Annotated in this window: 18 protein-coding genes and 1 riboswitch; of the genes, 14 read left to right on the plus strand and 4 right to left on the minus strand. The window is 71.2% G+C overall.

From position 1 onward, the window contains the following. Window positions 1-291: 291 nt before the first annotated feature. The 5 genes from AB0G56_RS32795 to AB0G56_RS32815 all read left to right on the plus strand — a co-directional run bounded on the left by AB0G56_RS32795 (window position 292) and on the right by AB0G56_RS32815 (window position 9,980). On the plus strand, window positions 292-1,188 hold the full coding sequence (locus AB0G56_RS32795; RefSeq protein WP_360976724.1) for a cellulose-binding protein: 897 nt from the start codon (window positions 292-294) through the stop codon (window positions 1,186-1,188). A gap of 454 nt (window positions 1,189-1,642) precedes the next feature. After that, the gene (locus AB0G56_RS32800; protein WP_360976727.1) at window positions 1,643-2,431 is read left to right on the plus strand and encodes an ABC transporter ATP-binding protein; all 789 of its coding nucleotides are present in this window, start codon (window positions 1,643-1,645) and stop codon (window positions 2,429-2,431) included. Beyond that, complete coding sequence (locus AB0G56_RS32805; protein ID WP_360976730.1) at window positions 2,428-5,010, plus strand: FtsX-like permease family protein; 2,583 nt, start codon at window positions 2,428-2,430, stop codon at window positions 5,008-5,010. Before AB0G56_RS32800 ends, AB0G56_RS32805 begins: the two co-directional genes overlap by 4 nt. A 414-nt stretch (window positions 5,011-5,424) precedes the next feature. Further along, the gene (gene mfd, locus AB0G56_RS32810; protein ID WP_360976733.1) at window positions 5,425-9,012 is read left to right on the plus strand and encodes a transcription-repair coupling factor; all 3,588 of its coding nucleotides are present in this window, start codon (window positions 5,425-5,427) and stop codon (window positions 9,010-9,012) included. Window positions 9,013-9,206: 194 nt separating this feature from the next. Further along, complete coding sequence (locus AB0G56_RS32815; protein ID WP_360976736.1) at window positions 9,207-9,980, plus strand: HNH endonuclease family protein; 774 nt, start codon at window positions 9,207-9,209, stop codon at window positions 9,978-9,980. Between the two features lie 18 nt (window positions 9,981-9,998). Here the strand turns inward: AB0G56_RS32815 and AB0G56_RS32820 are convergent, their stop codons facing one another. Both AB0G56_RS32820 and AB0G56_RS32825 read right to left on the minus strand, forming a co-directional pair. Continuing rightward, window positions 9,999-10,190, minus strand: coding sequence for a DUF397 domain-containing protein (locus AB0G56_RS32820; RefSeq protein WP_360976739.1), 192 nt, complete (start codon window positions 10,188-10,190; stop codon window positions 9,999-10,001). A 7-nt stretch (window positions 10,191-10,197) separates the two neighbouring features. After that, complete coding sequence (locus tag AB0G56_RS32825; RefSeq protein WP_360976742.1) at window positions 10,198-11,034, minus strand: helix-turn-helix transcriptional regulator; 837 nt, start codon at window positions 11,032-11,034, stop codon at window positions 10,198-10,200. A gap of 238 nt (window positions 11,035-11,272) precedes the next feature. Between AB0G56_RS32825 and AB0G56_RS32830 the strand changes: the two genes are divergently transcribed. After that, window positions 11,273-11,695 carry an ATP-binding protein gene (locus AB0G56_RS32830; protein WP_360976745.1) on the plus strand — a complete coding sequence of 141 codons (423 nt, stop codon included), beginning with the start codon at window positions 11,273-11,275 and terminating at the stop codon, window positions 11,693-11,695. Here the strand turns inward: AB0G56_RS32830 and AB0G56_RS32835 are convergent. Beyond that, the gene (locus AB0G56_RS32835; RefSeq protein ID WP_360976748.1) at window positions 11,692-12,063 is read right to left on the minus strand and encodes a hypothetical protein; all 372 of its coding nucleotides are present in this window, start codon (window positions 12,061-12,063) and stop codon (window positions 11,692-11,694) included. The two genes, AB0G56_RS32830 and AB0G56_RS32835, sit on opposite strands and share 4 nt — an antisense overlap. 105 nt (window positions 12,064-12,168) lie before the next feature. Continuing rightward, complete coding sequence (locus AB0G56_RS32840; RefSeq protein WP_360976751.1) at window positions 12,169-12,897, minus strand: hypothetical protein; 729 nt, start codon at window positions 12,895-12,897, stop codon at window positions 12,169-12,171. 402 nt (window positions 12,898-13,299) lie between these two features. Between AB0G56_RS32840 and AB0G56_RS32845 the strand changes: the two genes are divergently transcribed. The 8 genes from AB0G56_RS32845 to AB0G56_RS32880 all read left to right on the plus strand — a co-directional run bounded on the left by AB0G56_RS32845 (window position 13,300) and on the right by AB0G56_RS32880 (window position 22,506). Beyond that, on the plus strand, window positions 13,300-14,130 hold the full coding sequence (locus AB0G56_RS32845) for a glycoside hydrolase domain-containing protein (protein ID WP_360976754.1): 831 nt from the start codon (window positions 13,300-13,302) through the stop codon (window positions 14,128-14,130). Between the two features lie 170 nt (window positions 14,131-14,300). Continuing rightward, window positions 14,301-14,948: a SurA N-terminal domain-containing protein gene (locus AB0G56_RS32850; RefSeq protein ID WP_360976758.1), complete on the plus strand. Its 648-nt coding sequence runs from the start codon at window positions 14,301-14,303 to the stop codon at window positions 14,946-14,948. Window positions 14,949-15,229: 281 nt separating this feature from the next. After that, a complete protein-coding gene (locus AB0G56_RS32855; RefSeq protein WP_360976760.1) occupies window positions 15,230-16,273 on the plus strand; it encodes a nucleoside triphosphate pyrophosphohydrolase in 1,044 nt (347 codons plus the stop codon). A gap of 107 nt (window positions 16,274-16,380) precedes the next feature. After that, window positions 16,381-17,667 (plus strand): cytochrome P450, encoded by a 1,287-nt coding sequence (locus AB0G56_RS32860; protein WP_360976763.1) that lies wholly within the window; start codon window positions 16,381-16,383, stop codon window positions 17,665-17,667. A gap of 212 nt (window positions 17,668-17,879) precedes the next feature. Further along, window positions 17,880-19,130 (plus strand): transglycosylase family protein, encoded by a 1,251-nt coding sequence (locus tag AB0G56_RS32865; RefSeq protein ID WP_360976766.1) that lies wholly within the window; start codon window positions 17,880-17,882, stop codon window positions 19,128-19,130. A 182-nt stretch (window positions 19,131-19,312) separates the two neighbouring features. Beyond that, window positions 19,313-19,478: riboswitch (cyclic di-AMP (ydaO/yuaA leader) on the plus strand. A 4-nt stretch (window positions 19,479-19,482) separates the two neighbouring features. Next, entirely contained in the window at window positions 19,483-20,214 is a 732-nt protein-coding gene (locus tag AB0G56_RS32870) for a transglycosylase family protein (protein ID WP_360976768.1), read from the plus strand. A 323-nt stretch (window positions 20,215-20,537) separates the two neighbouring features. Next, window positions 20,538-21,818: a phosphopyruvate hydratase gene (eno, locus tag AB0G56_RS32875; protein ID WP_360976771.1), complete on the plus strand. Its 1,281-nt coding sequence runs from the start codon at window positions 20,538-20,540 to the stop codon at window positions 21,816-21,818. 211 nt (window positions 21,819-22,029) lie between these two features. Further along, window positions 22,030-22,506, plus strand: a complete 477-nt coding sequence (locus AB0G56_RS32880; RefSeq protein WP_360976774.1) for a septum formation initiator family protein — start codon at window positions 22,030-22,032, stop codon at window positions 22,504-22,506. The last annotated feature ends 11 nt before the right edge of the window (window positions 22,507-22,517 follow it).

Raw genomic sequence — 22,517 nt, forward strand, 5'->3', positions numbered from 1 at the left:
TTTTGTTTTTTTTTTTGGGGGGGGGGGGGGGGGGGGGGGGGGGGGGGGGGGGGGGGGGGGGGGGGGGGGGGGGGCCCGGCCCCCCCCCCCCCCCCCGGCCCTTCTGTGTGCACTTCCCTTCTCTGTCCGCTTCCCTTCTCCTTTTTCACTTCTCTGTTCACCTTCGGCCGGACGTGCATCCGGAGTGTCGCGTTATGAACATTTCGTCCCTATAGCTGAGGATGTGCGCGCAGTCATCGTGTCGCATCCATTCGGCGGTGTCCGGCGGTGCACAACGGAGAGGGGTTCAGGATGGGCAGCGCGGCGTCATCGGTCTCGCTCCACGGTTTTGCGGTCGCACCACGGGGGCGCGGTTACCGTCCCGAGCAGGTGAACGCCTACGCGGACGCTCTCTTCGGCGACCGGGACGCCGCCTGGGAGCGGGCGGCGCGGCTGACCGTCCTGGCCAAGGACATGGAGGCCGAGCTGGCGGCCCTGCGGGAGACCGCCGCCGGCCTCGGCGAGCAGACCTACGAGTCCCTGGGCCAGGGTGCCCGGCGGCTGCACGAGCAGGGGCAGCAGGAGGCGCGCGCGGTGCGCGAGCGGGCGCGGCGCGAGGCGCACGAGACGGTGGAGGCGGCGCGCACGTACGCGGAGGGACTGCTCCGGGACGCGCGGGCGTACGCCGACGCCGTACGCGGTGAGGCGGACGAACGGGCCCGGCAGCGGCTCCTCGCGGCGCGGGCCGAGGCCGACGCGCTGCGGATCGCGGTCCGCCGTGAGGTGAAGGCGCGTCGCGGCGAAGCGCTGGCCGCGCTGCGGGAGGTGCGGCGGCGCACCACCGGGATGCTCACCGAGCAGTCCCGTGAGCACTGCGCCCGGCTGGCCGAGGCGGAGCGGGAGGGGAGCGCGCGCCTGGCCGCGCTGGAGGCCGACCACGCCCGGCGGCTGTCGGCCGCCGAGGCGGCACTGGCCGCGGCGGAGCAGGCGTTCGCTCAGGCCCGGGAGGCGGCGCGCCGGGCGCCGGAGGAGGCGCGGGCGCACGCCGCGGAGGTGCTGGACGAGGCACGGCTGCGGGCGGAGCGGATCGCCCGGGAGACGGAGGAGGTGCTGCGCGAGCACGGTGAACTCTGGGACGACGTACGGGCGCAGATGGACACCGTGCAGAGCGACATCACCGCGCTGACGGGGCGTGCGCGGGCGGAGTAGGCCGCGACCCACGGTCACAGACGTCCCACCGGCCCGCCGAGTCTCCCCCCTCCCGTCCTTGCCCCTCACGCGGCGGGAGGGTGGAGACTCGGCGGGCCGGTGGGTGGAGACAACCCTGAGACGGACTCCGCCTGCCGGGGGAGAGCCCCTAGGGGGAGGTCCGTACTTCGGGTCGGGGAGGGTTCGTACCGACGGAGGACGAGACGGCCGGGCGCCGTCCTTAATCTGGCTTTACGCCGCTGGGGGGCGGCGGACCGCACCGACGGGGGTGGGGTTTTCCCCAGCGGAAGACTGCGCTGAGCACCAGCGCGCCGGGGGGCATGCGCACAGCAGACTCGTCGTCGTGTCCGGCGCACGTCCCGCACACCGCGCGGGGCGGCCGGCCCCGCCCCCAGCTCACGACCCATCGACGCGCACCGCCCTGCTCGAAGCAAGACGACATAGGAGACTTACCGTGACATCGGCTGTGACCATTCCCAGGCACGGGGGTACTGGAAGGCCCACGGCCGTCGCCGCACGGGCGCGGCAGGTCGTGAAGGCGTACGGGTCCGGGGAGACCCGGGTCGTCGCCCTCGACCACGTCGACGTGGACATCGCCCGCGGCCAGTTCACCGCGATCATGGGCCCTTCGGGGTCCGGCAAGTCCACGTTGATGCACTGCCTCGCCGGACTCGACACCGTGACGGGCGGTCAGATCTACCTCGACGAGACCGAGATAACCGGCCTGAAGGACAAGAAGCTCACGCAGCTGCGCCGGGACCGGATCGGCTTCATCTTCCAGGCGTTCAACCTGCTGCCGACGCTGAGCGCGATCGAGAACATCACCCTGCCGATGGACATCGCCGGACGCAGGCCGGACCGGGCCTGGCTGGAGAGGGTGGTGGAGACGGTGGGTCTGGCCGGCCGGCTCAAGCACCGGCCGAACCAGCTCTCCGGCGGTCAGCAGCAGCGGGTCGCCGTGGCCCGCGCACTGGCGGCGCGCCCCGAGATCATCTTCGGTGACGAGCCGACCGGGAACCTGGACTCCCGGGCGGGCGCCGAGGTGCTGGGCTTCCTGCGCCGGTCCGTCGACGAGCTGGGCCAGACGATCGTGATGGTCACGCACGACCCGGTGGCCGCCTCCTACGCCGACCGGGTGCTGTACCTCGCCGACGGCCGGATCGTCGACGAGATGTACCAGCCGACGGCCGACCAGGTCCTGGACCGCATGAAGGACTTCGACGCCCGGGGGCGTACGTCATGACCGTCCTGAGGACCTCCCTGCGCAACTTCTTCGCGCACAAGGGACGCATGGCGCTCTCCGCGGTCGCCGTGCTGCTGTCGGTGGCGTTCGTCTGCGGGACGCTGGTGTTCACCGACACCATGAACACGACGTTCGACAAGCTGTTCGCGGTGACGGCGGCCGATGTGACCGTCTCGCCGAAGACCGCGAAGAGCGACGAGAGCCCGCCGAACGGGGTGCCCGAGACGCTGCCGGCCGCCGCGGTGGACCGGGTCCGGCACGCCGAGGGCGTCAAGTCGGCCGAGGGCGGGGTCAGTTCGTCGAACGTGACCGTCGTCGACAGCCACAACAAGAACATGGGCTCCTCGAACGGCGGTCCGACGATCGCGGGCAACTGGTCCGCAGGCAGCCTGAAGTCGATGGAGATCACCTCCGGGCACGCCCCGCACGGGCCGGGCGAGATGATGGTGGACGCCGACACCGCCGACAAGCACGACCTGAAGCTCGGCGACGAGCTGCGCACCATCGCGCAGACCGGTGACCTCAGGGCGCGGATCGTCGGCATCGCCACGTTCAAGGTGACCAACCCGGGCGCCTCCGTCGTCTACTTCGACACCGCCACCGCCCAGGGCGGACTGCTCGGCACCGCCGGCCGGTTCACCCAGATCGAGGTCAGCGCGGCCTCCGGCGTCTCGGACGAGCAGCTCAAGCAGAACGTGACGCGGACGCTGGGCGCCGCCCGGGCCGGGGCCGCCGCGTACAAGATCCAGACGGCCAAGGAGAACGCCGACGAGAACCGCAAGAGCCTCGGCTCGTTCATGGACGTCATCAAGTACGCCATGCTCGGCTTCGCCGGGATCGCCTTCCTGGTCGGCATCTTCCTGATCATCAACACGTTCAGCATGCTGGTCGCCCAGCGCACCCGGGAGATCGGCCTGATGCGGGCGATCGGCTCCTCCCGCAAGCAGGTCAACCGTTCGGTGCTCGTCGAGGCGCTGCTGCTCGGCTTCGTCGGCTCGGTCCTCGGGGTCGGCGCGGGCGTCGGCATCGCGATCGGGCTGATGAAGCTGATGGGCGCGGCGGGCATGGAGCTGTCCACCGACGACCTGACGATCAAGGCGACCACCCCGGTGGCCGGTCTGGTCCTCGGCATCGTCGTCACCGTCCTGGCCGCCTACCTCCCGGCCCGCCGCGCCGGCAAGGTCTCCCCGATGGCCGCGCTGCGCGACGCCGGTACGCCGGCCGACGGCAGGGCGGGCTGGGTGCGCGCCGTGATCGGGCTGGTCCTCACCGGCGCCGGTGCGGCCTCCCTGTACGCGGCGGCCACCGCGGACAAGGCGAGCGACGGCTCGGCGGTCCTCGGCCTCGGGGTGGTCCTGACCCTGATCGGGTTCGTCGTCATCGGTCCGCTGCTGGCGGCCGGGGTGGTCCGGGTGATGAGCGCGGTGCTGCTGCGGGCCTTCGGCCCGGTGGGCCGCATGGCCGAGCGCAACGCGCTGCGCAACCCGCGCCGCACCGGCGCCACCGGCGCGGCCCTGATGATCGGTCTCGCGCTGGTCGCCTGCCTGTCGGTCGTCGGCTCCTCGATGGTGGCCTCGGCCACCGACCAGCTGGACAAGTCGGTCGGCGCGGACTTCATCGTCGAGGGCAACCAGCGGATCGTCCCGCAGGCCGAGCGGGCCATGCGGCAGACGCCGGGCCTGGACCACGTCACCCGCTACAAGGTGGTCGACGCGACCCTGACCTCGCCGGACGGCAAGCGCGTCGACGACAACGTCACCGCCGCCGACCCGTCCTACGCCGACGACGTGCGCCGCACGGTCACCGAGGGCACCCTGAAGAACGCCTACGGCCCCGACGCCATGTCGGTCGGCTCGGACTACGCCAAGGCGCACGGAGTCCACGTCGGAGACACCATCGGCGTCGCCTTCAAGGGCGGGAGGACGGCCCGGATCAAGGTCGCCGCCATCACCAGCGACGACACCGCCCTCGACAAGGGCGCCCGCTACCTGTCCATCACCACCATGGAGAAGTACGTCCCCAAGAACCGCGTCCCCGCGAACGTGATCATGTTCGCCAAGGCCAAGGACGGCCGGCAGAAGGAGGCGTACGCGGCCCTGAAGAAGTCCCTGGCGGAGTACCCGCAGTACCAGGTGCGTGACCAGACCGACTACAAGCAGGAGCTCAAGGACCAGATCGGCCAGCTCCTGAACATGGTCTACGGCCTGCTCGCCCTCGCGATCATCGTCGCGGTGCTCGGTGTGGTGAACACCCTGGCCCTCTCGGTGGTCGAGCGGACCCGGGAGATCGGCCTGATGCGGGCGATCGGCCTGTCCCGCCGGCAGCTGCGGCGCATGATCCGCATGGAGTCCGTGGTGATCGCCCTGTTCGGCGCGCTGCTCGGCCTCGGCCTGGGCATGGGCTGGGGCGCCACCGCGCAGAAGCTGCTCGCCCTGGAGGGCCTGGGCGTCCTGGACATCCCCTGGCCGACGATCACCGGCGTCTTCGTCGGCTCGGCCTTCGTGGGCCTGTTCGCCGCGCTGATCCCGGCCTTCCGGGCCGGCCGGATGAACGTACTCAACGCGATCGCGACCGACTAGCGACCGCGACAGGACCCCTCGTGCACGGGGGTCACGGGGAAAGCCGCCCGGGGGGCGGGAAGCCATGGGGGCTTCCCGCCCCCCGGGTGCGTACATCGAGCCCGTCCGGCGTTTGAGGACGAGGCCGCCCAGGCTGAAGCGGGGGTCCGGGGGCGGCAGCCCCCGGGCACGGGTCGGGTCGGGTCGGGAAGGGGGGAAGGGAAGGGGAGGGGAGGGGAGGGGAGGGGAGGGAAGGGGGCGGCGGGGACGAAAACCCCAAGGCCCAGCCACCCCGCGCCGGACACCCGTTCGACGCCACCACGTTGTCCACAGCCCCACCACTCCCGCACCCGGCGTCGTACGCTGAAGGAACCCCCGGCCCGCATCCCGAGCCGGGCCCTTCGCGTTGCCCACCCCCGGACGGAAAGCCCCTCCATGAGCCTGCACGGTCTGCTCGACGCCGTCGTCAAGGACCCCGCCCTCGCGGAAGCGATCACCGCGGCCACGGACGGCAATCGGACGCACGTCGACCTCGTCGGCCCGCCCGCCGCCCGCCCCTTCGCGATCGCCGCCCTGGCCCGCGAGAGCGCCCGCCCCGTGCTCGCGGTGACGGCGACCGGCCGCGAGGCCGAGGACCTGGCAGCCGCCCTGCGCTCGCTGCTGCCGCAGCAGGGCGTCGTGGAGTACCCCTCCTGGGAGACGCTGCCGCACGAGCGGCTCAGCCCGCGCAGCGACACGGTGGGCCGCCGCCTCGCCGTGCTGCGCCGCCTGGCGCACCCGCGATTCGACGACCCCGAGACCGGCCCGGTCTCCGTCGTCGTCGCACCCATCCGCTCGGTGCTCCAGCCGCAGGTCAAGGGGCTGGGCGATCTGGAACCCGTGTCCTTGCGCACCGGGCAGACCGCCGACCTGAACGACATCGTCAAGGCCCTGGCGGCCGCCGCCTACGCGCGCGTGGAGCTGGTGGAGAAGCGCGGCGAGTTCGCCGTGCGCGGCGGCATCCTCGACGTGTTCCCGCCCACCGAGGAACACCCCCTGCGCATCGAGTTCTGGGGCGACGACGTAGAGGAGATCCGCTACTTCAAGGTGGCCGACCAGCGCTCCCTGGAGGTCGCCGAGCACGGCCTGTGGGCCGCGCCCTGCCGTGAGCTGCTGCTCACCGAGGACGTCCGCACGCGTGCGCGTGCCCTGGCCGAGCGCCACCCGGAGCTGGGCGAACTGCTCGGCAAGATCGCCGAGGGCATCGCGGTGGAGGGCATGGAGTCCCTGGCGCCGGTCCTCGTCGACGACATGGAGCTGCTGCTCGACGTGCTGCCCAAGGGCGCGATGGCCGTGGTGTGCGACCCGGAGCGGGTGCGCACGCGCGCGGCGGACCTGGTGGCCACCTCGCAGGAGTTCCTCCAGGCGTCCTGGGCGGCCACGGCGATGTCCAGCGCGGACGAAGTCCGCTCCGGCAAGGGCGGTGGTGGGCGACGGGTGGGAGGCGAGGCGCCCATCGACGTCGGCGCGGCCTCCCTGTGGTCCATCGCGGACGTCCGGGAGCGGGCGCGCGAGCTGGACATGATGTGGTGGTCGGTGTCGCCGTTCGCCGCCGACGAGGCGGCCGAGGACACCGACACGCTGAAGCTGGGCATGCACGCCCCGGAGACGTATCGCGGCGACACCGCCAAGGCGCTCGCCGACACCAAGGGCTGGCTCGCCGACGGCTGGCGCACGGTCTACGTCACCGAGGGCCACGGCCCGGCCGCCCGCACGGTCGAGGTGCTGGGCGGCGAGGGCATCGCGGCCCGCCTGGACGCGGACCTCGGTGAGGTGTCCCCCTCCGTGGTGCACGTGGCGTGCGGCTGCATCGACAACGGCTTCGTCGACGCGGCCCTGAAGCTGGCGGTGCTCACCGAGACCGACCTGTCCGGCCAGCGCACCGCGAGCCGGGACGGCGCCCGCATGCCGGCCCGCCGCCGCAAGACCATCGACCCGCTCACCCTGGAGGCGGGCGACTACATCGTCCACGAGCAGCACGGCGTGGGCCGCTACATCGAGATGGTGCAGCGCACCGTGCAGGGCGCGACCCGCGAGTACCTGGTGGTGGAGTACGCCCCCGCCAAGCGCGGCCAGCCCGGCGACCGTCTGTACATCCCCACCGACCAGCTGGAGCAGATCACCAAGTACGTCGGCGGCGAGGCGCCCACCCTGCACCGCCTCGGCGGCGCCGACTGGACCAAGACCAAGGCGCGCGCGAAGAAGGCGGTCAAGGAGATCGCCGCCGACCTGATCAGGCTGTACTCGGCCCGCATGGCGGCCCCCGGGCACTCCTTCGGCGCCGACACGCCCTGGCAGCGCGAGCTGGAGGACGCCTTCCCGTACGCGGAGACGCCCGACCAGCTGACCACGATCGCCGAGGTCAAGGAGGACATGGAGAAGACGGTCCCGATGGACCGCCTGATCTGCGGCGACGTGGGCTACGGCAAGACGGAGATCGCGGTCCGCGCCGCCTTCAAGGCCGTCCAGGACGGCAAGCAGGTCGCGGTGCTGGTCCCGACCACACTGCTGGTGCAGCAGCACTTCGGCACGTTCTCCGAGCGCTACGCGCAGTTCCCGGTGAACGTGAGGGCGCTCTCCCGCTTCCAGACCGACACCGAGGCGAAGGCGGTCCTCGAAGGGCTGCGCGAGGGCTCGGTGGACGTCGTCATCGGCACCCACCGGCTGTTCTCCTCCGAGACGAAGTTCAAGGACCTGGGCCTGGTCGTCGTCGACGAGGAACAGCGCTTCGGCGTCGAGCACAAGGAGCAGCTGAAGAAGCTGCGCGCCAACGTGGACGTGCTGACGATGTCCGCGACCCCGATCCCGCGCACCCTGGAAATGGCCGTGACGGGCATCCGCGAGATGTCCACGATCACCACCCCGCCCGAGGAGCGCCACCCGGTGCTCACCTTCGTCGGACCGTACGAGGAGAAGCAGATCGGCGCGGCCGTCCGCCGTGAGCTGCTGCGCGAGGGCCAGGTCTTCTACATCCACAACCGGGTGGAGTCCATCGACCGGGCGGCGGCCCGGCTGCGCGAGATCGTGCCCGAGGCGCGCATCGCCACCGCCCACGGCCAGATGTCGGAACAGGCGCTGGAGCAGGTCGTCGTGGACTTCTGGGAGAAGAAGTTCGACGTGCTGGTCTCCACGACGATCGTCGAGTCCGGCATCGACATCTCCAACGCCAACACCCTCATCGTGGAACGCGGCGACAACTTCGGTCTCTCCCAGCTGCACCAGCTGCGCGGCCGGGTCGGCCGTGGCCGCGAGCGCGGTTACGCCTACTTCCTGTACCCGCCGGAGAAGCCGCTCACGGAGACGGCCCACGAGCGCCTGGCCACGATCGCCCAGCACACCGAGATGGGCGCGGGCATGTACGTGGCGATGAAGGACCTGGAGATCCGCGGCGCCGGAAACCTGCTGGGCGGCGAGCAGTCCGGCCACATCGCCGGCGTCGGTTTCGACCTGTACGTCCGCATGGTCGGCGAGGCGGTCGCGGACTACCGGCGCCAGCTGGAGACCGGCGGGATCGAGGAGGAGCCGCCGCTGGAGGTCAAGATCGAGCTGCCGGTCGACGCGCACGTCCCGCACGACTACGCCCCCGGCGAGCGCCTGCGCCTCCAGGCCTACCGCTCCATCGCATCCGCCAACAGCGAGGAGGACATCAAGGCCGTCCGCGAGGAACTGACCGACCGCTACGGCAAGTTGCCCGAACCGGTGGAGAACCTGCTGCTGGTGGCCGGGCTGCGCATGCTCGCCCGCGCCTGCGGGGTCGGCGAGATCGTCCTCCAGGGAGCCAACATCCGCTTCGCCCCGGTGGAGCTGCGCGAGTCCCAGGAGCTGCGCCTCAAGCGGCTCTACCCGGGCTCGCTGCTCAAGCCGGCCACCCACCAGGTGCTCGTGCCCCGCCCGAAGACCGCGAAGGTCGGCGGCAAGCCGCTGGTCGGCCGGGAACTGCTGGGCTGGGTAGGGGAGTTCCTGGCCTCGGTGCTCGGGTCGTAACACACGCGATACGCCCTTTTCGCTCCTTTTGCCTCTGTGCGCCCCAACTGGGGCGCGCAACTTACTGGTTACCGTGGGCACAGGTAAGTCAGGCCCGCACGCACCAGGGGCGGGTCACGCAAGGCAAGGCAAGGGGAGGGCTCATGGGCGTAGAGGTGTGTCGGGGTGCCGGGGAGCGGGTGGGCGGCCGTGCGGTGAGGCGTCCGCTCGTGCGTGGTGGCCTGGCGGCGTGCGCCGCCGTGGCCCTCACCCTCGTCGCCGGATGCAAGAGCGACGACGCGCACAGCGCCGGACCGGCCACGCGCAGCGGCGCACCGGCCCCGGCCTCGGACGGACACTCCGTCAGCCCGCTGGCCAACCCGGACGGTACGAAGCCGGGCCTGGCACCGCTGGCCAGTGACTCGGACCTGTCCGCCGCCCGCAAGCTCATAGGCACGGTGGCCACGAAGGGCCGCGGGCCCAAGACGGGGTACAAGCGGGACGAGTTCGGCTACGCCTGGATGGACTCCGTGGACGGCGTGCCGTTCGCGCACAACGGCTGCGACACGCGCGACGACGTACTCAAGCGCGACGGGCAGGACGTCAGCTTCCGCAAGGGATCGAACTGCGTGCTCGTGGCGCTGACCCTGCACGACCCGTACACCGGAAAGACGATCCAGTGGACGAAGGCGCACGCGACCACCGTCCAGATCGACCATGTGATGCCGCTGTCCTACGACTGGCAGATGGGCGCCGCGCACTGGCCCAAGGAGAAGCGCGAGCAGATCGCCAACGACCCCCTCAACCTGCTCCCGGTCGACGGCCCCGCCAACGGCTCCAAGAGCGACTCAGGCCCGGCGACCTGGCTGCCGCCGAACAAGGGCATCCGGTGCGCGTACAGCGTGCGGTTCGCGCAGGTCTCGCTGAAGTACGAGCTGCCGGTGACGACGGCGGACAAGCAGATGATGCTGAAGCAGTGCGGCGGCTGAGCCGGCCGCCGGCCCGGTTCAGCGCGCCTGGCGCTTGAGGGCGTCGAGGAAGGTGCTGAAGGCGGGGGCGGCGAAGGTGAGGGTGGCTCGGGCGGGGGCTTTCGAGTCGCGGATGGCTGTGTGGGTGGGCGAGGCGGCGATCTCCACGCAGGCGTTGCCGTCGCCCTCGCCGGAGTAGGACGACTTCCGCCAGTTGTCGTGAGTGGCCATAGGTGCCTCAAAGCTCCTTCGTCAGCCTGTGGATCAAGTCGCGGGACCGCTCGGGTTCGAGCGATACATCCCTCACTTTACGGAAACGCGTTCGATAGGCGTCCAGTTGGGCTTCGGAATCGACGAAGACTGAGCCGTGGGGCGCGTCGCGTACCACTGTGTCGAGCTTGGGCACCGAGCCACCTGCGTACGTCATGGTGCTTGAGGCCCTGGAGAAGCCGTCCAGATCGAAAGGGATGACGCGCAGGGTGACGTGGTCCGCTTCGGAGAGATCGAGGAGTCGGCTGAGCTGGGTCCTCGATGTGGCGCGGTCGCTGACTCTGATGCGCAGTGCCGCCTCGTGGACGATCACCTCGTAGGGGGTGCTGATCGCCTGGCGCTCCATGCGGTAGCGGACGCGCAGCTCAAGTTCCTCGGGCGTGAGGTCCGGCACCCGGGAGGAGAAGACGGCACGTGCGTAGTCCTCCGTCTGCAAGAGGCCGGGTACGAACAGGATAGACACCTCCCGCAGAAACGAGCTGTGATGGTCCAGCTCCGACAGGTCGAGGAATGACGTGGGCAGCAGTCCCCGGTACTCCTCCCACCAGCCGCGTGTCCGATCCGTGGCCATCGCCACCAGTGCGTCGATGAACTCGGTGTCCGTGCAGGCGTAATGGGACGCCATACGTCGGATCCGCTGCTCGCTCACGCCCGCGAGTGCGGACTCGATGTGCGTGATCTGGGCAGGGTTCACGCCGAGCAGTGCCGCCGCCTGACGGGAGTTGAGGCCCGCGGCCTCGCGGAGCCTGCGCAGTTCGGTCGCGAGCCGCAACTGGCGTGCCGTTGGTTCGGCCCTCTTCCCCATCGACTGGACCCCTAACGCGTTGGCAGACGTGACTCGTTCGGGGTCAGATTACGCGACCGGGTTGCTTCGTCCCTAGATTTAGACCTACCGTCGGTGACGCGACGCACACCCTGCGAAACCCCGGGGCACCGGAAGCGCACCGCTCCGTCCTGCCATGACGGCTGCGGCAATGCCACCGCCCGAACACCGCTGCGGAATCCAGGAACCGCACCCCTCACCCGACGAACGGAGTCGCCCCATGCCCGAAAACAGCCAAGCCCCCAACGACCCCTGGGAGTACTGCCTCTACCTTCCCAACGACCTCCGCGCCGTCGCCGTCAGCCGCCGCACCCTCCGCCTCATCCTCACCATGCACGGTCTGATCCGGCTCGTGGACGTGGCCGAGCTGCTCGCGACCGAGCTGGTCTCCAACGCCGTGCGGCACACGAAGGGGCCCGCCGCCCTGCGGGTGCGCTGGGCGGCGGGCGTGCCGCGGATCGGGGCCTGGGACGCGGACCCCGCCCCGCCGGAGCCGCCGGTGCCGTTGGAGGAGGTCGCCGAGTCGGAGGAAGGGCGCGGGCTGGCGCTGGTCAAGGCCTGCGCGGACCTGTGGGGGTGGCAGTCGCTGGCCAGGGAGGGCAACCGCGGCAAGGTCGTCTGGTGCGAACTGAACGCGGCCTAACGACCGTACGGATACCCGTACGGCCCCGGCGCCGCCGCCCGCGCGGGCCCGTAGGAGGGCGGAGCCCCCTGCGGCGACCGCTTGTCGAACACGGCGAACAGCAGCATCAGCGCGGCCACGAGCATGCAGCCGATGATGACGAAGCCGAACAAGAGGTCGTCCCGCCCCTGATCGGGCATGAGGGCGATCCAGGCCACCGTCACGCACTCGTACAGCAGGAACGAGACGAACGCCCCCCAGTCCGAGCCCCGCCCCCGGCGGATCGCCACGTACAGGAAGGGCACCCACATCAGCATGCCCAGCGAGCCCCAGGCGAGGACCACCCAGGCGATCCGCTGGAACCAGCCGGCTTCGAGGCGTTTCTCCACGTCGATCTCATCCCCCCACACGGCCCGCCCCGGTCGGGCACGGACACAGCAGGGGGCAAGATTAAGCCACGGGGCGAGGGGCACGGCCCCCGTGAGTCCCAGCGGTCAGGAAGCCGTCTTCAGGGACGTGACGATCCGCTGCGCCAGCTTCTTCGCCGTGGCGGCACCGTTGTCGTGGCCGTCGGTGGAGAGCACGGTGACCAGGTTGGTGCCCTGGCGGGCGGCGATGAGGGTGGTGCCGTTCTCCCAGGCGCTGTCGGTCAGCGTGATGGTGTAGGCCTCGTCACCGAGTCCCGCCGTGGTCCGGCCCTCGGTCTTCACCGTGCTGTGGGTGGCGGAGTCGGTGAAGGACGCGCAGGAGGCGGCGGTCTTCCGGACGGCCTTCAGCACACTCGCGGCGGTCGTGCCGCGGTAGGCGTCGATCTCCTGGGAGATCTCCTCGGACGTGTTCTTGTCGACGTAGTCGCTCTGCGCGAACGACACCCCGGTGACACCGGTGACATCGACCCAGCCGGTGGCGTCCAGGTGCGCGCAGTCGGGCTTCGCCGGGCTCTTGGTGGCCGGCGGCGTGAACGTGTCTCCGGTGTCCCGCGTGCTCGACGGGTCGGAGCTGAAACCGGACGGGAAGAAGGACGCCGGGGCGAGGGCCTTCTTCAGCTTGGTGCCGGTGAGCAGTCCGGCATCGGGGTCCTTGGCCGCGGACGCCGGGGAGGCGGCCGACGTGTCCGAGGAGGACGACGTGGCCTTGGTGTCCCCGGAGGAGCCGCAGGCGGCCAGGACCAGGGGGAGCGCGGCCACCGTGAGAACGCGGGCAGCGCGGGAGGGGAGGTGCATCGGAGTCCTTCTGAACGAGCCATGGGGGTGGCCACCGGACCATATGACGCCCGTCGGACCCGGAGATCATGGACAGGTCAGAAGTGGATCAACGCTCGGTCAAGACCGGCGAGTCGGCTGGAAGCCCCGTGCCGCGCATCGGCAACACGGTCGATTTTGCACACGCTTGGTGAAAACGTGGGGCGTTCGAGGGGGCCCGTTTCCCGTTCGCGCAACCGGCGTCGGCTACCGTGCGATCCGCTTCAGGCGCGGGGAAGCAGCGGCGGACCGACCGTGCGCGCCACGCCAGGGGACCTGAAGACACTTCCAGCGGACGTACGTCGCGTGACCACCGCCGTACGCGCTCCAGCACACGCGTGCGCCCGTGTAGTACACGCGCACGCACTGAACACAGGGGTGGGGATGGCCGAGCACCGGCAGTCCAAGAAGCGCAGGTACATCACCTGGGCGGTGGCAGGGGCCGCGGTCGTCGCGGGCGGCGGCATCGCCGCGCAGACCTCGATGGCCGCCACCGGCTGGCCCGCGCAGAAGACGTTCACCGGCCGCGCCTTCGACACCTGCGCCGCGCCCTCGCTCAGCGCCATGAAGGCCTGGCGCACCGACGGCTACTACGGCGCCGCCGCCGTCTACGTCGGCGGCAGGAACCGCGGCTGCGCCCAGCCCAACCTCACCTCCTCCTGGGTGAAGTCGGTCAGCTCCGCGGGCTGGAAGCTCGTCCCGCTCTACGTCGGCGCCCAGCCGCCCTGCCAGAAGAGCGCCGGCCCGGAGAAGCTCACCACCTCGAACGCGGGCTCCCTCGGCACCGCCGACGCCAAGGACGCCGTGGCCAAGGCCTCCGCGCTCGGCATGAAGGCCGGCAGCCCGATCTACCTCGACATGGAGCCGTACGACGTCACGAACAAGTCGTGCAACGACGCGGTGCTGACCTACGTCCGGGCCTTCGGCAAGCAACTGCGGGCCAAGACCTACCGCGCGGGCTACTACGGTTTCACCAGTTCCAGCGCGAAGGCCATCGCCACCGCGGGCGACAAGACCGACCTGCCCGGCAACCTCTGGTACGCGCTGTGGGACAAGAAGGAGACCACCACCGCGGACTGGCCCTTCGGCAGGACCCAGTTCACCGACCACAGCCGGGCCCACCAGTACCTGGTGAACAGCAAGGAGACGCGCCGCGGCTACACCCTCACCGTCGACCGCGACGCGTGGGACGCTCCGGTGGCGATCGTCGGCTGACCCCTCGCGGCGCGACGCACGGGCTCGCGCGCGGCGGAGAGTGACGCGACGGTGCCCGAAGTCGCGGTGAATCGTTGGTCCAATGGCTTGGCCGGAGCACGGCCGCTGCCTACCATCGATCACCGCAAGACTTTGTGCACCGTCGCACAATCTCCAATCGGGAGGTTCACTTGCACCGCCGCCGTCGCACCGCGCTCGTCCTGTCCGCCGCGATCGTCGCCGCGGCCCCCGTCCTCACCGCCTGCGGAGGCCAGGCGCATCCCGGCGCCGCGGCCGTCGTGGGCAAAGAGCGGATCACCGTCGCGCAACTGGAGAGCCGGGTGGACGAGGTGCGCCGCGCACAGCGGGCGGCGGTGGCCGACGAGAGCCAGTACCAGCAGGCCGTCGCCCGGACCGGCACGCTGAACCGGGACACCCTGCACCAGATGGTGCTCGACCGGGTCCTGGACCGGGCCGCCCGGGACGCCGGCGTCACCGCCGACCGCCGGGAGGTGCAGACGATGCGCTCCGGACTCGAACAGCAGGCGGGCGGCGCCAAGGCGCTGGAGACGGCCTGGTTGCAGCAGTACGGGGTGGCGCCGCAGCGCCTGGACGACAACCTCCGCCTCCAGGTCGAGGCGCAGAAGCTCGCGGCGAAACTGCACACGGACCCCAGCCGGCCGGCCTTCTGGAACGCCCTGTCCGCCGCCTCCCGCGAACTCCACGTCGACGTGAACCCGCGCTACGGCGCATGGGACGTGCAGAAGGGCGGCGTCGCGGCGAAGACACCGTGGCTGCGGGACGTCTCGACGCCACCCGCCGCGCAGCGGACGGCCTGACGCACGCCGCCGCGCAGCGGACGGCCTGTCGCGCGCCCGCGCCGCAGCGGACGGCCTGACGTCACCCGCCGCGCAGGGGACGGCCTGTCGCGCGCCCGCGACGCAGCGGACGGCCTGACGTCACCCGCCGCGCAGGGGACGGCCTGTCGCGCGCCCGCGACGCAGCGGACGGCCTGTCGCACCCCGCCTCCGGGCGGACAGCCTGCCGACCGGCGGCGTACGCGGGCCCCGGCCTGTGGACAACTCCTCGGGCCGTCGGCGGCGTGCGTTACGTTCGAAGCGTGAACACGACCTCCGCCCACACCACCGGGGCCACCGGGACCGCCCCCGCCGGACGCATCGTCCTGCTCACCACCAGCCACCGGGTCGCCCCCGGACTGCTGTCCTGGCCCGCCTGGCAGGCGCTGCGCACGGCCGACCGGGTGCTGTGCGCGGACGGGGCGCACCCGCAGCTGCCGTATCTGCGCGAGGCGGGCGTCACCGTGGCCCAGGCCTCGCCCAGCGCCGAGGAACTGGTCGGCGCCTGCGCCGGCGGTCGTACGGTCGTGGTCGTGGCGACGGGTGAGGGCGAGCCCGCACTCACCGACGGCCTCGCCCGGCTCGCCGGCTCCGGCCGCGTCGACATGCCGGAACTGGAACTGCTCCCCGCCTCCTACGACCTGCCCGGCGCACGCCTGCTCGACCTGGTGCAGGTCATGGACCGCATCCGCGCCGAATGCCCGTGGTCGTCCCGGCAGACCCACCAGGGCCTGGCGAAGTACGGCATCGAGGAGGCGTACGAACTGGTCGAGGCGATCGAGGACGGCGACCGGGAAGCACTGCGCGAGGAGCTGGGGGACGTCCTGCTCCAGGTCGTCTTCCACTCCCGGATCGCCGAGGACGACTCCGAGGCCCCGTTCTCCGTCGACGACGTCGCCGCCGGCATCGTCGCCAAGCTGATCCACCGCCATCCGCACGTCTTCGGCGAGGAGAGCGCCGCGACACCGGAGGAGGTCAAGGAGCACTGGCGGCGCACCAAGGCCGAGGAGAAGCAGCGCGCGTCCGTCACGGACGGCGTACCCCTCCACCAGCCCGGCCTCGCCCTCGCGGCGAAACTCGCGTCCCGGGCGCGCACGGCGGGGCTGGACGTACCGCTGCCCCAGGGCGAGGGCATCGGCTACGAACTGCTGGCCCTGGCCGCCCGCGCCGAGGCGGAGGGCCCCGACCCGGAAACAGCCCTGCGAGCGGCGGCCCGCGCCTACAGAGACGCGATCAAGCAGAAGGAGATGGCGAAGCAGAAGGGGACGGGGAAGGTGATGGAGGAGGAGAAGGAAGAGGAGGCCTGAAGCGCCCCCGAAGGGGCGCGGGGAACCGCGCGGCCGGCTCCCCCCACGGCCCGCACCCGACAACGCCACCTCTGCGCCCTTGCACCCCCGGCGACTACTGTCGCCCCATGCACGACCAGCCGGACACCCCCTCCTCCGCCACTACCCCGCCCCCTCTCTTCACCTGGGAATTCGCGAGCGACCCCTACCCCGCGTACGCCTGGCTGCGCGAGCACGCCCCCGTGCACCGGACCCGGCTGCCCAGCGGAGTGGAGGCCTGGCTGGTCACCCGGTACGCCGACGCCCGGCAGGCCCTGGCCGACTCCCGGTTGTCCAAGAACCCCGCCCACCACGACGAGCCCGCGCACGCCAAGGGCAAGACGGGCATCCCGGGCGAGCGCAAGGCCGAGCTGATGACGCATCTGCTCAACATCGACCCGCCGGACCACACCCGGCTGCGCCGCCTGGTCAGCAAGGCGTTCACGCCCCGCAGGGTCGCCGAGTTCGCGCCGCGCGTGCAGGAGCTGGCCGACGGTCTCATCGCCTCCTTCGCGGCGCGCGGCACCGCCGACCTCATCCACGAGTTCGCCTTCCCGCTGCCCATCTACGCCATCTGCGACCTGCTCGGCGTCCCGCGCGAGGACCAGGACGACTTCCGGGACTGGGCGGGCATGATGATCCGGCACGGCAAGGGGCCCCGGGGCGGGGTGGCCCGTTCGGTGAAGAAGATGCGCGGCTACCTGGCCGAGCTGATCCACCGCAAGCGCGAGGCCCTGCCCGCCGAGGCCACCCCGGGCGAGGACCTCATCTCCGGCCTCATCCGCGCCTCCGACCACGGCGAGCACCTCACGGAGAACGAGGCCGCCGCGATGGCCTTCATCCTCCTGTTCGCCGGTTTCGAGACGACCGTCAACCTCATCGGCAACGGCACGTACGCCCTGCTCACCCACCCCGGCCAGCGGGAGCGGCTGCAGACGTCCCTGGCCGGCGGCGACAGCGGCCTCCTGGAGACCGGCGTGGAGGAGCTGCTGCGCTTCGACGGGCCGGTGGAACTGGCCACCTGGCGGTTCGCCACCCGGCCGCTCACCCTGGGCGGGCAGGACGTCGCCGCGGGCGATCCGGTGCTGGTGGTCCTCGCCGCCGCCGACCGCGACCCGGAGCGGTTCGCCCACCCCGACACCCTGGACCTCGGCCGCCGCGACAACCAGCACCTGGGCTACGGCCACGGCATCCACTACTGCCTGGGCGCCCCGCTCGCCCGCCTGGAGGGCCAGACCGCGCTGGCCACCCTCCTCACCCGGCTGCCCGACCTGCAACTCGACGCGGACCCTGCCGACTTGCGCTGGCGCGGCGGGCTCATCATGCGCGGACTGCGGACCCTGCCTGTCCGTTTCACCCCGGCACCGCCCGCCTGACAGTGGCCGGAAAAAGATCCCCGTGGGGCTCTACACCCCGTGTCGGCAGCAGTAAAGATGACACACGCTCAACTATGTGATGTTCACGTGATCTGCGCGGCATTAACTTGTGACAAGTGATCGTCACCCGATACTTTCACCCATCAGCGTGACGCCGGGGCGTCCCCGCCCCGCCGCCGCGCGGTCACTGCTGTCGCGCGAAAGGTCTCCGCATGCTCTCCGGGAACGGTCGTCACCGTCGCCCCCGTCAGGCTCCGGCCCTCATCGTCGCCGCCGGAGTGACCGGATCGGCCATCGCCATCCCGCTGGTCGCCGCCAGTGGCGCGAGCGCGGCCGACGGCACCACGTGGGACAAGGTGGCCCAGTGCGAGACCGGCGGCTCCTGGAGCGCCGACAACGGCAACGGCTACTCCGGCGGCCTGCTGCTGACCCAGGACGACTGGGAGAAGTACGGCGGCCTCTCCTACGCGTCGAGCGCCGACCAGGCCAGCCGCTCCCAGCAGATAGCCGTGGCCGAGAAGATCCTCGCCGACCGCGGGCCCGGCGCCTGGCACACCTGCGGTCTGCTCACCGGGCTCACCAAGAGCTCCGGTGCGGCCGATGTCGACACGGGCGTGGGCGGCGACTCGTCGTCCTCGAACTCGAAGTCCGGCTCGAACGGCTCCACCGGGTCTTCCGGTTCGTCGCACTCCACCGGATCGACCGGATCGACCGGGACATCCGGCACGTCGGGCTCGTCCGGCTCCTCCGACGACACCGGCCGAACCGGCGACTCCGACGGCTCGGGCGGTTCCGGCAGCTCCGGCGTGAACGACCCCGGGCTGTCCGACGATACGCAGAGCGGTACGGACGACTCGTCCGGTTCGTCCGACTCCTCGGCGAACCCCCGCGGGACCGCCGGCTCGTCGCACGGGACCGGTGCCCCGGGCGACTCCACCACGAAGCCTTCCCCTTCGGACTCTTCAGACTCTTCGGGCTCCTCGGATTCTTCGGACCCTTCATCTCCGAATCAGGGCAACTGGTCCAAGTCCGACACGTCCCACGCTGACGGGACGCCCGAGGGCACCCCCTCGGCGGGTGCCGGTGACACCGTCGGTCACGACAACTCCGGTTCCGCTGACGACTACAGGCAGACCGCCGGCTCCTCGGCCCTAGTCGACACCGGTGCGCTCGGCGGCGGCCGGCATCGCGGCGGCAGCGCCGACGAAGGGGCCACGGAGGGCCGTACGGGCGCGACGGGCGGCCGGCACGCCTCCCGTGACGGAGGCGCCGCGCACACCGCCTCCGCCGCCTCCTACACCGTCCGCACCGGTGACTCCCTCACGTCCATCGCCGACTCCCTTGACCTCCACGGCGGATGGCACGCCCTCTACGACGCGAACAAGGGCGCCGTCGGCGCCGACCCCGACCACATCGTCGCCGGTCAGAGCCTGGATGTCCCCACCGAAAACGCCCAAAAATAAGGCGAGTTCAGGTCACACTTCGCGCCGAATGTCCCATTCGATGAAAGTGTGGGATGAGTCTCAGAAGCCCTGATCGTCTTTGAAATCCGGCGGATCACCTGTCTACGGTCATGACCGCTCGCCACCGCGAGCCCCGGCTGCCGCAACGCCGAATCCTGCCAGCGGCCGTACGGGAACAGTCGTCGCTTCGAGCGCCGTAGGCAGGAGCGGGGGACCCAAGGTAAGTGCCGCGCCGGGAAGTCGACCGGAGCGGCTGGGGGTGAAGCCGTGCCTCCCCAAAGGCACGGCCGGGCAACTCAACCGGCCCGAACCCGACAGCTCACCTCGCAGGCGTCGGTGAGGGGATCCTTCCATGCTGTTTTCCGGCAAGGGCAAGCATCGTCGTCCGTCCAAGGCCACCCGCGCCATCGCACTCGCCGGTGTCACCGGCGTCGCCGTCGCCGGCCCGCTGATGGCGGCCGGCAACGCCTCCGCCGCCACCTCCTCCGAGTGGGACGCGGTCGCCCAGTGCGAGTCCGGCGGCAACTGGTCCATCAACACCGGCAACGGCTTCTACGGCGGCCTGCAGTTCACCAACTCCACCTGGGCCGCGTACGGCGGCACCGCCTACGCCTCGCGCGCCGACCTGGCGAGCAAGTCGCAGCAGATCTCCGTCGCCGAGAAGGTGCTCGCGGGCCAGGGCAAGGGTGCCTGGCCGGTCTGCGGCAAGGGCCTGTCCGGCGCCTCCTCCAGCGGCGGCAGCAGCTCCTCGTCGTCCTCCTCTTCCTCCTCTTCCTCTTCGTCGTCCTCGTCGAGCAGCAGCTCCAGCAGCTCCAAGAGCAGCACCTCGACCCGTTCGACCGAGCAGCGTGCCGCCGACCGTTCCGAGACGCGTCCGGCCCCGAAGAAGACCGTCACCACCCCGACCGGCAAGAAGGTCAAGAAGGGCGACGGCGAGTACAAGGTGGCCGCCGGTGACACCCTCAGCTCCATCGCCGCCGAGCACGGCGTGCAGGGCGGCTGGGAGAAGCTGTTCCACCTGAACAAGGACATCGTCGACGACGCCGACCTCATCTACCCGGGCCAGCAGCTGCACCTGAAGTGACAGCGGCCCGCTAGCAGGACCCCAGGCCCTCCCCAGGCGCGGCCCCCATCATGGAGGCCGCGTGGGGTCCCCCCCGTCCCCACGGGCTCCCCGCCCCGGTGCGTGTTCCCCCGTACGCACCGGGGCGGGGCTTTTTCACTTTCCGTTCGTGTCCTCGTCCCCACGCCCTTTGTTCCGTGCTGGAACAATGTGTACCGTCACCCTGTCCACGGGACGGTCGGTCGGCCGGTCGGCGGCCCGGGACGGTTAGGCTCTAGTCGCAAGGCACCGCCGCAAGGCAGCCGCCCCGCACTTTCAGCGTCACATCCACGAAGGAGATGCTCGTGCCGTCCATCGACGTCGTCGTAGCCCGGGAAATCCTGGACTCCCGAGGCAACCCCACGGTCGAGGTCGAGGTCGGCCTCGACGACGGCAGCACGGGTCGTGCCGCCGTCCCCTCCGGCGCATCCACCGGCGCCTTCGAGGCCATCGAGCTGCGCGACGGTGACCCGAACCGCTACCAGGGCAAGGGCGTCGAGAAGGCCGTCCTCGCCGTGATCGAGCAGATCGGCCCGGAGCTGGTCGGCTACGACGCCACCGAGCAGCGCCTGATCGACCAGGCCATGTTCGACCTGGACGCCACCGACAACAAGGGCTCGCTCGGCGCCAACGCCATCCTCGGCGTCTCGCTCGCCGTCGCCCACGCCGCCTCCGAGGCCTCCGACCTCCCGCTCTTCCGCTACCTGGGCGGCCCCAACGCGCACCTGCTTCCGGTGCCGATGATGAACATCCTGAACGGCGGCTCGCACGCCGACTCCAACGTGGACATCCAGGAGTTCATGATCGCCCCGATCGGCGCGGAGTCCTTCTCCGAGGCCCTGCGCTGGGGCGCCGAGGTCTACCACACCCTCAAGAAGGTCCTGAAGAACAAGGGTCTGGCCACCGGCCTCGGCGACGAGGGCGGCTTCGCCCCGAACCTCGGCTCCAACCGCGAGGCCCTCGACCTCATCCTCGAGGCCGTCAAGGAAGCCGGTTACGCCCCGGGCGAGCAGATCGCCCTGGCCCTCGACGTCGCCGCCTCCGAGTTCTACAAGGACGGCAAGTACCTCTTCGAGGGCAAGGAGCGCTCCGCCGCCGAGATGACGGAGTACTACGAGGAGCTGGTCGCGGCCTACCCGCTGGTCTCCATCGAGGACCCGCTGTTCGAGGACGACTGGGACGGCTGGAAGGTCCTCACCGACCGCCTCGGCGAGAAGGTCCAGATCGTCGGTGACGACCTGTTCGTCACCAACCCCGAGCGCCTGGCCCGCGGCATCGAGGAGGGCACCGCCAACGCCCTGCTGGTGAAGGTGAACCAGATCGGTTCGCTGACCGAGACCCTGGACGCCGTCGAGCTGGCCCAGCGCAACGGCTTCAAGTGCATGATGTCCCACCGCTCCGGCGAGACCGAGGACGTCACCATCGCCGACCTCGCCGTCGCCACCAACTGCGGCCAGATCAAGACCGGCGCCCCGGCCCGCTCCGAGCGCGTCGCCAAGTACAACCAGCTGCTGCGCATCGAGGAGATCCTCGACGACGCCGCGGTGTACGCCGGCCGCAGCGCCTTCCCGCGCTTCAAGGGCTGAGCCGCACCACGCCTGAAGGGCTGAGCCGCACCACGCCTGAAGGGCTGAGCCGCACCACGCCTGAAGGGCTGAGCCGCGCCACGGCCGGGCCGAGCCGCAAAGGGTGAGGCTTCGCCAGTCGTCCGTACGTCCCCGCACCCGGTCCCGTACCGTGTCCGGGGACGTACGCGCGTGTGCGGCACGTACGAGGTGACCAACGGGAGGCGCGACGATGGCCGTGAAGGACCGGGACCGGTTCTCCACCGCGACCAGGCTCAGGGTGCTCGGCGAGCAGACCGCGGCCCGTGTCTACCGCTCGCAGTCCCGGCGGCAGGCCCGCCGCTCCCGGCTCACCGGGCGCGCCGCGCTGCTCGCGCTCGTCGTGTGCTCGCTGGTGGTCGCCCTCGCGTACCCGATGCGCCAGTACGTCGCCCAGCGCGCCGACATCGCCGACCTCAGGCGGCAGAAGGCGCAGGCCCAGCAGCGGGTCGAGCAGTTGCGCGACCTGAAGGCGCGCTGGCGGGACGACGCCTACGCCGAGCAGCAGATCCGGCAGCGGCTGCACTACGTGCTCCCCGGGGAGACCGGCTACACCATGGTCGAGCCGGGGCCGGTCAAGCGGTCCCGCGCCGAACAGGGGGCGGCCCGCCGCCCCTGGTACACCAACGTCTGGTACGGGGTCGACAAGGCCGACGCCGCCCACCAGTGAACCGACAGAGA

Source organism: Streptomyces sp. NPDC021356, assembly GCF_040641015.1.
Classification (GTDB): Bacteria; Actinomycetota; Actinomycetes; order Streptomycetales; family Streptomycetaceae; genus Streptomyces.

Coding starts and splice junctions, on each gene's coding strand:
- AB0G56_RS32795 (WP_360976724.1), top strand. CDS start 292: ATGGGCAGCGCGGCGTCATCGGTCTCGCTCCACGGTTTTGCGGTCGCA.
- AB0G56_RS32805 (WP_360976730.1), top strand. CDS start 2,428: ATGACCGTCCTGAGGACCTCCCTGCGCAACTTCTTCGCGCACAAGGGA.
- mfd (WP_360976733.1), top strand. CDS start 5,425: ATGAGCCTGCACGGTCTGCTCGACGCCGTCGTCAAGGACCCCGCCCTC.
- AB0G56_RS32820 (WP_360976739.1), bottom strand. CDS start 10,190: ATGGCCACTCACGACAACTGGCGGAAGTCGTCCTACTCCGGCGAGGGC.
- AB0G56_RS32825 (WP_360976742.1), bottom strand. CDS start 11,034: ATGGGGAAGAGGGCCGAACCAACGGCACGCCAGTTGCGGCTCGCGACC.
- AB0G56_RS32830 (WP_360976745.1), top strand. CDS start 11,273: ATGCCCGAAAACAGCCAAGCCCCCAACGACCCCTGGGAGTACTGCCTC.
- AB0G56_RS32840 (WP_360976751.1), bottom strand. CDS start 12,897: ATGCACCTCCCCTCCCGCGCTGCCCGCGTTCTCACGGTGGCCGCGCTC.
- AB0G56_RS32845 (WP_360976754.1), top strand. CDS start 13,300: ATGGCCGAGCACCGGCAGTCCAAGAAGCGCAGGTACATCACCTGGGCG.
- AB0G56_RS32860 (WP_360976763.1), top strand. CDS start 16,381: ATGCACGACCAGCCGGACACCCCCTCCTCCGCCACTACCCCGCCCCCT.
- AB0G56_RS32865 (WP_360976766.1), top strand. CDS start 17,880: ATGCTCTCCGGGAACGGTCGTCACCGTCGCCCCCGTCAGGCTCCGGCC.
- AB0G56_RS32870 (WP_360976768.1), top strand. CDS start 19,483: ATGCTGTTTTCCGGCAAGGGCAAGCATCGTCGTCCGTCCAAGGCCACC.
- AB0G56_RS32880 (WP_360976774.1), top strand. CDS start 22,030: ATGGCCGTGAAGGACCGGGACCGGTTCTCCACCGCGACCAGGCTCAGG.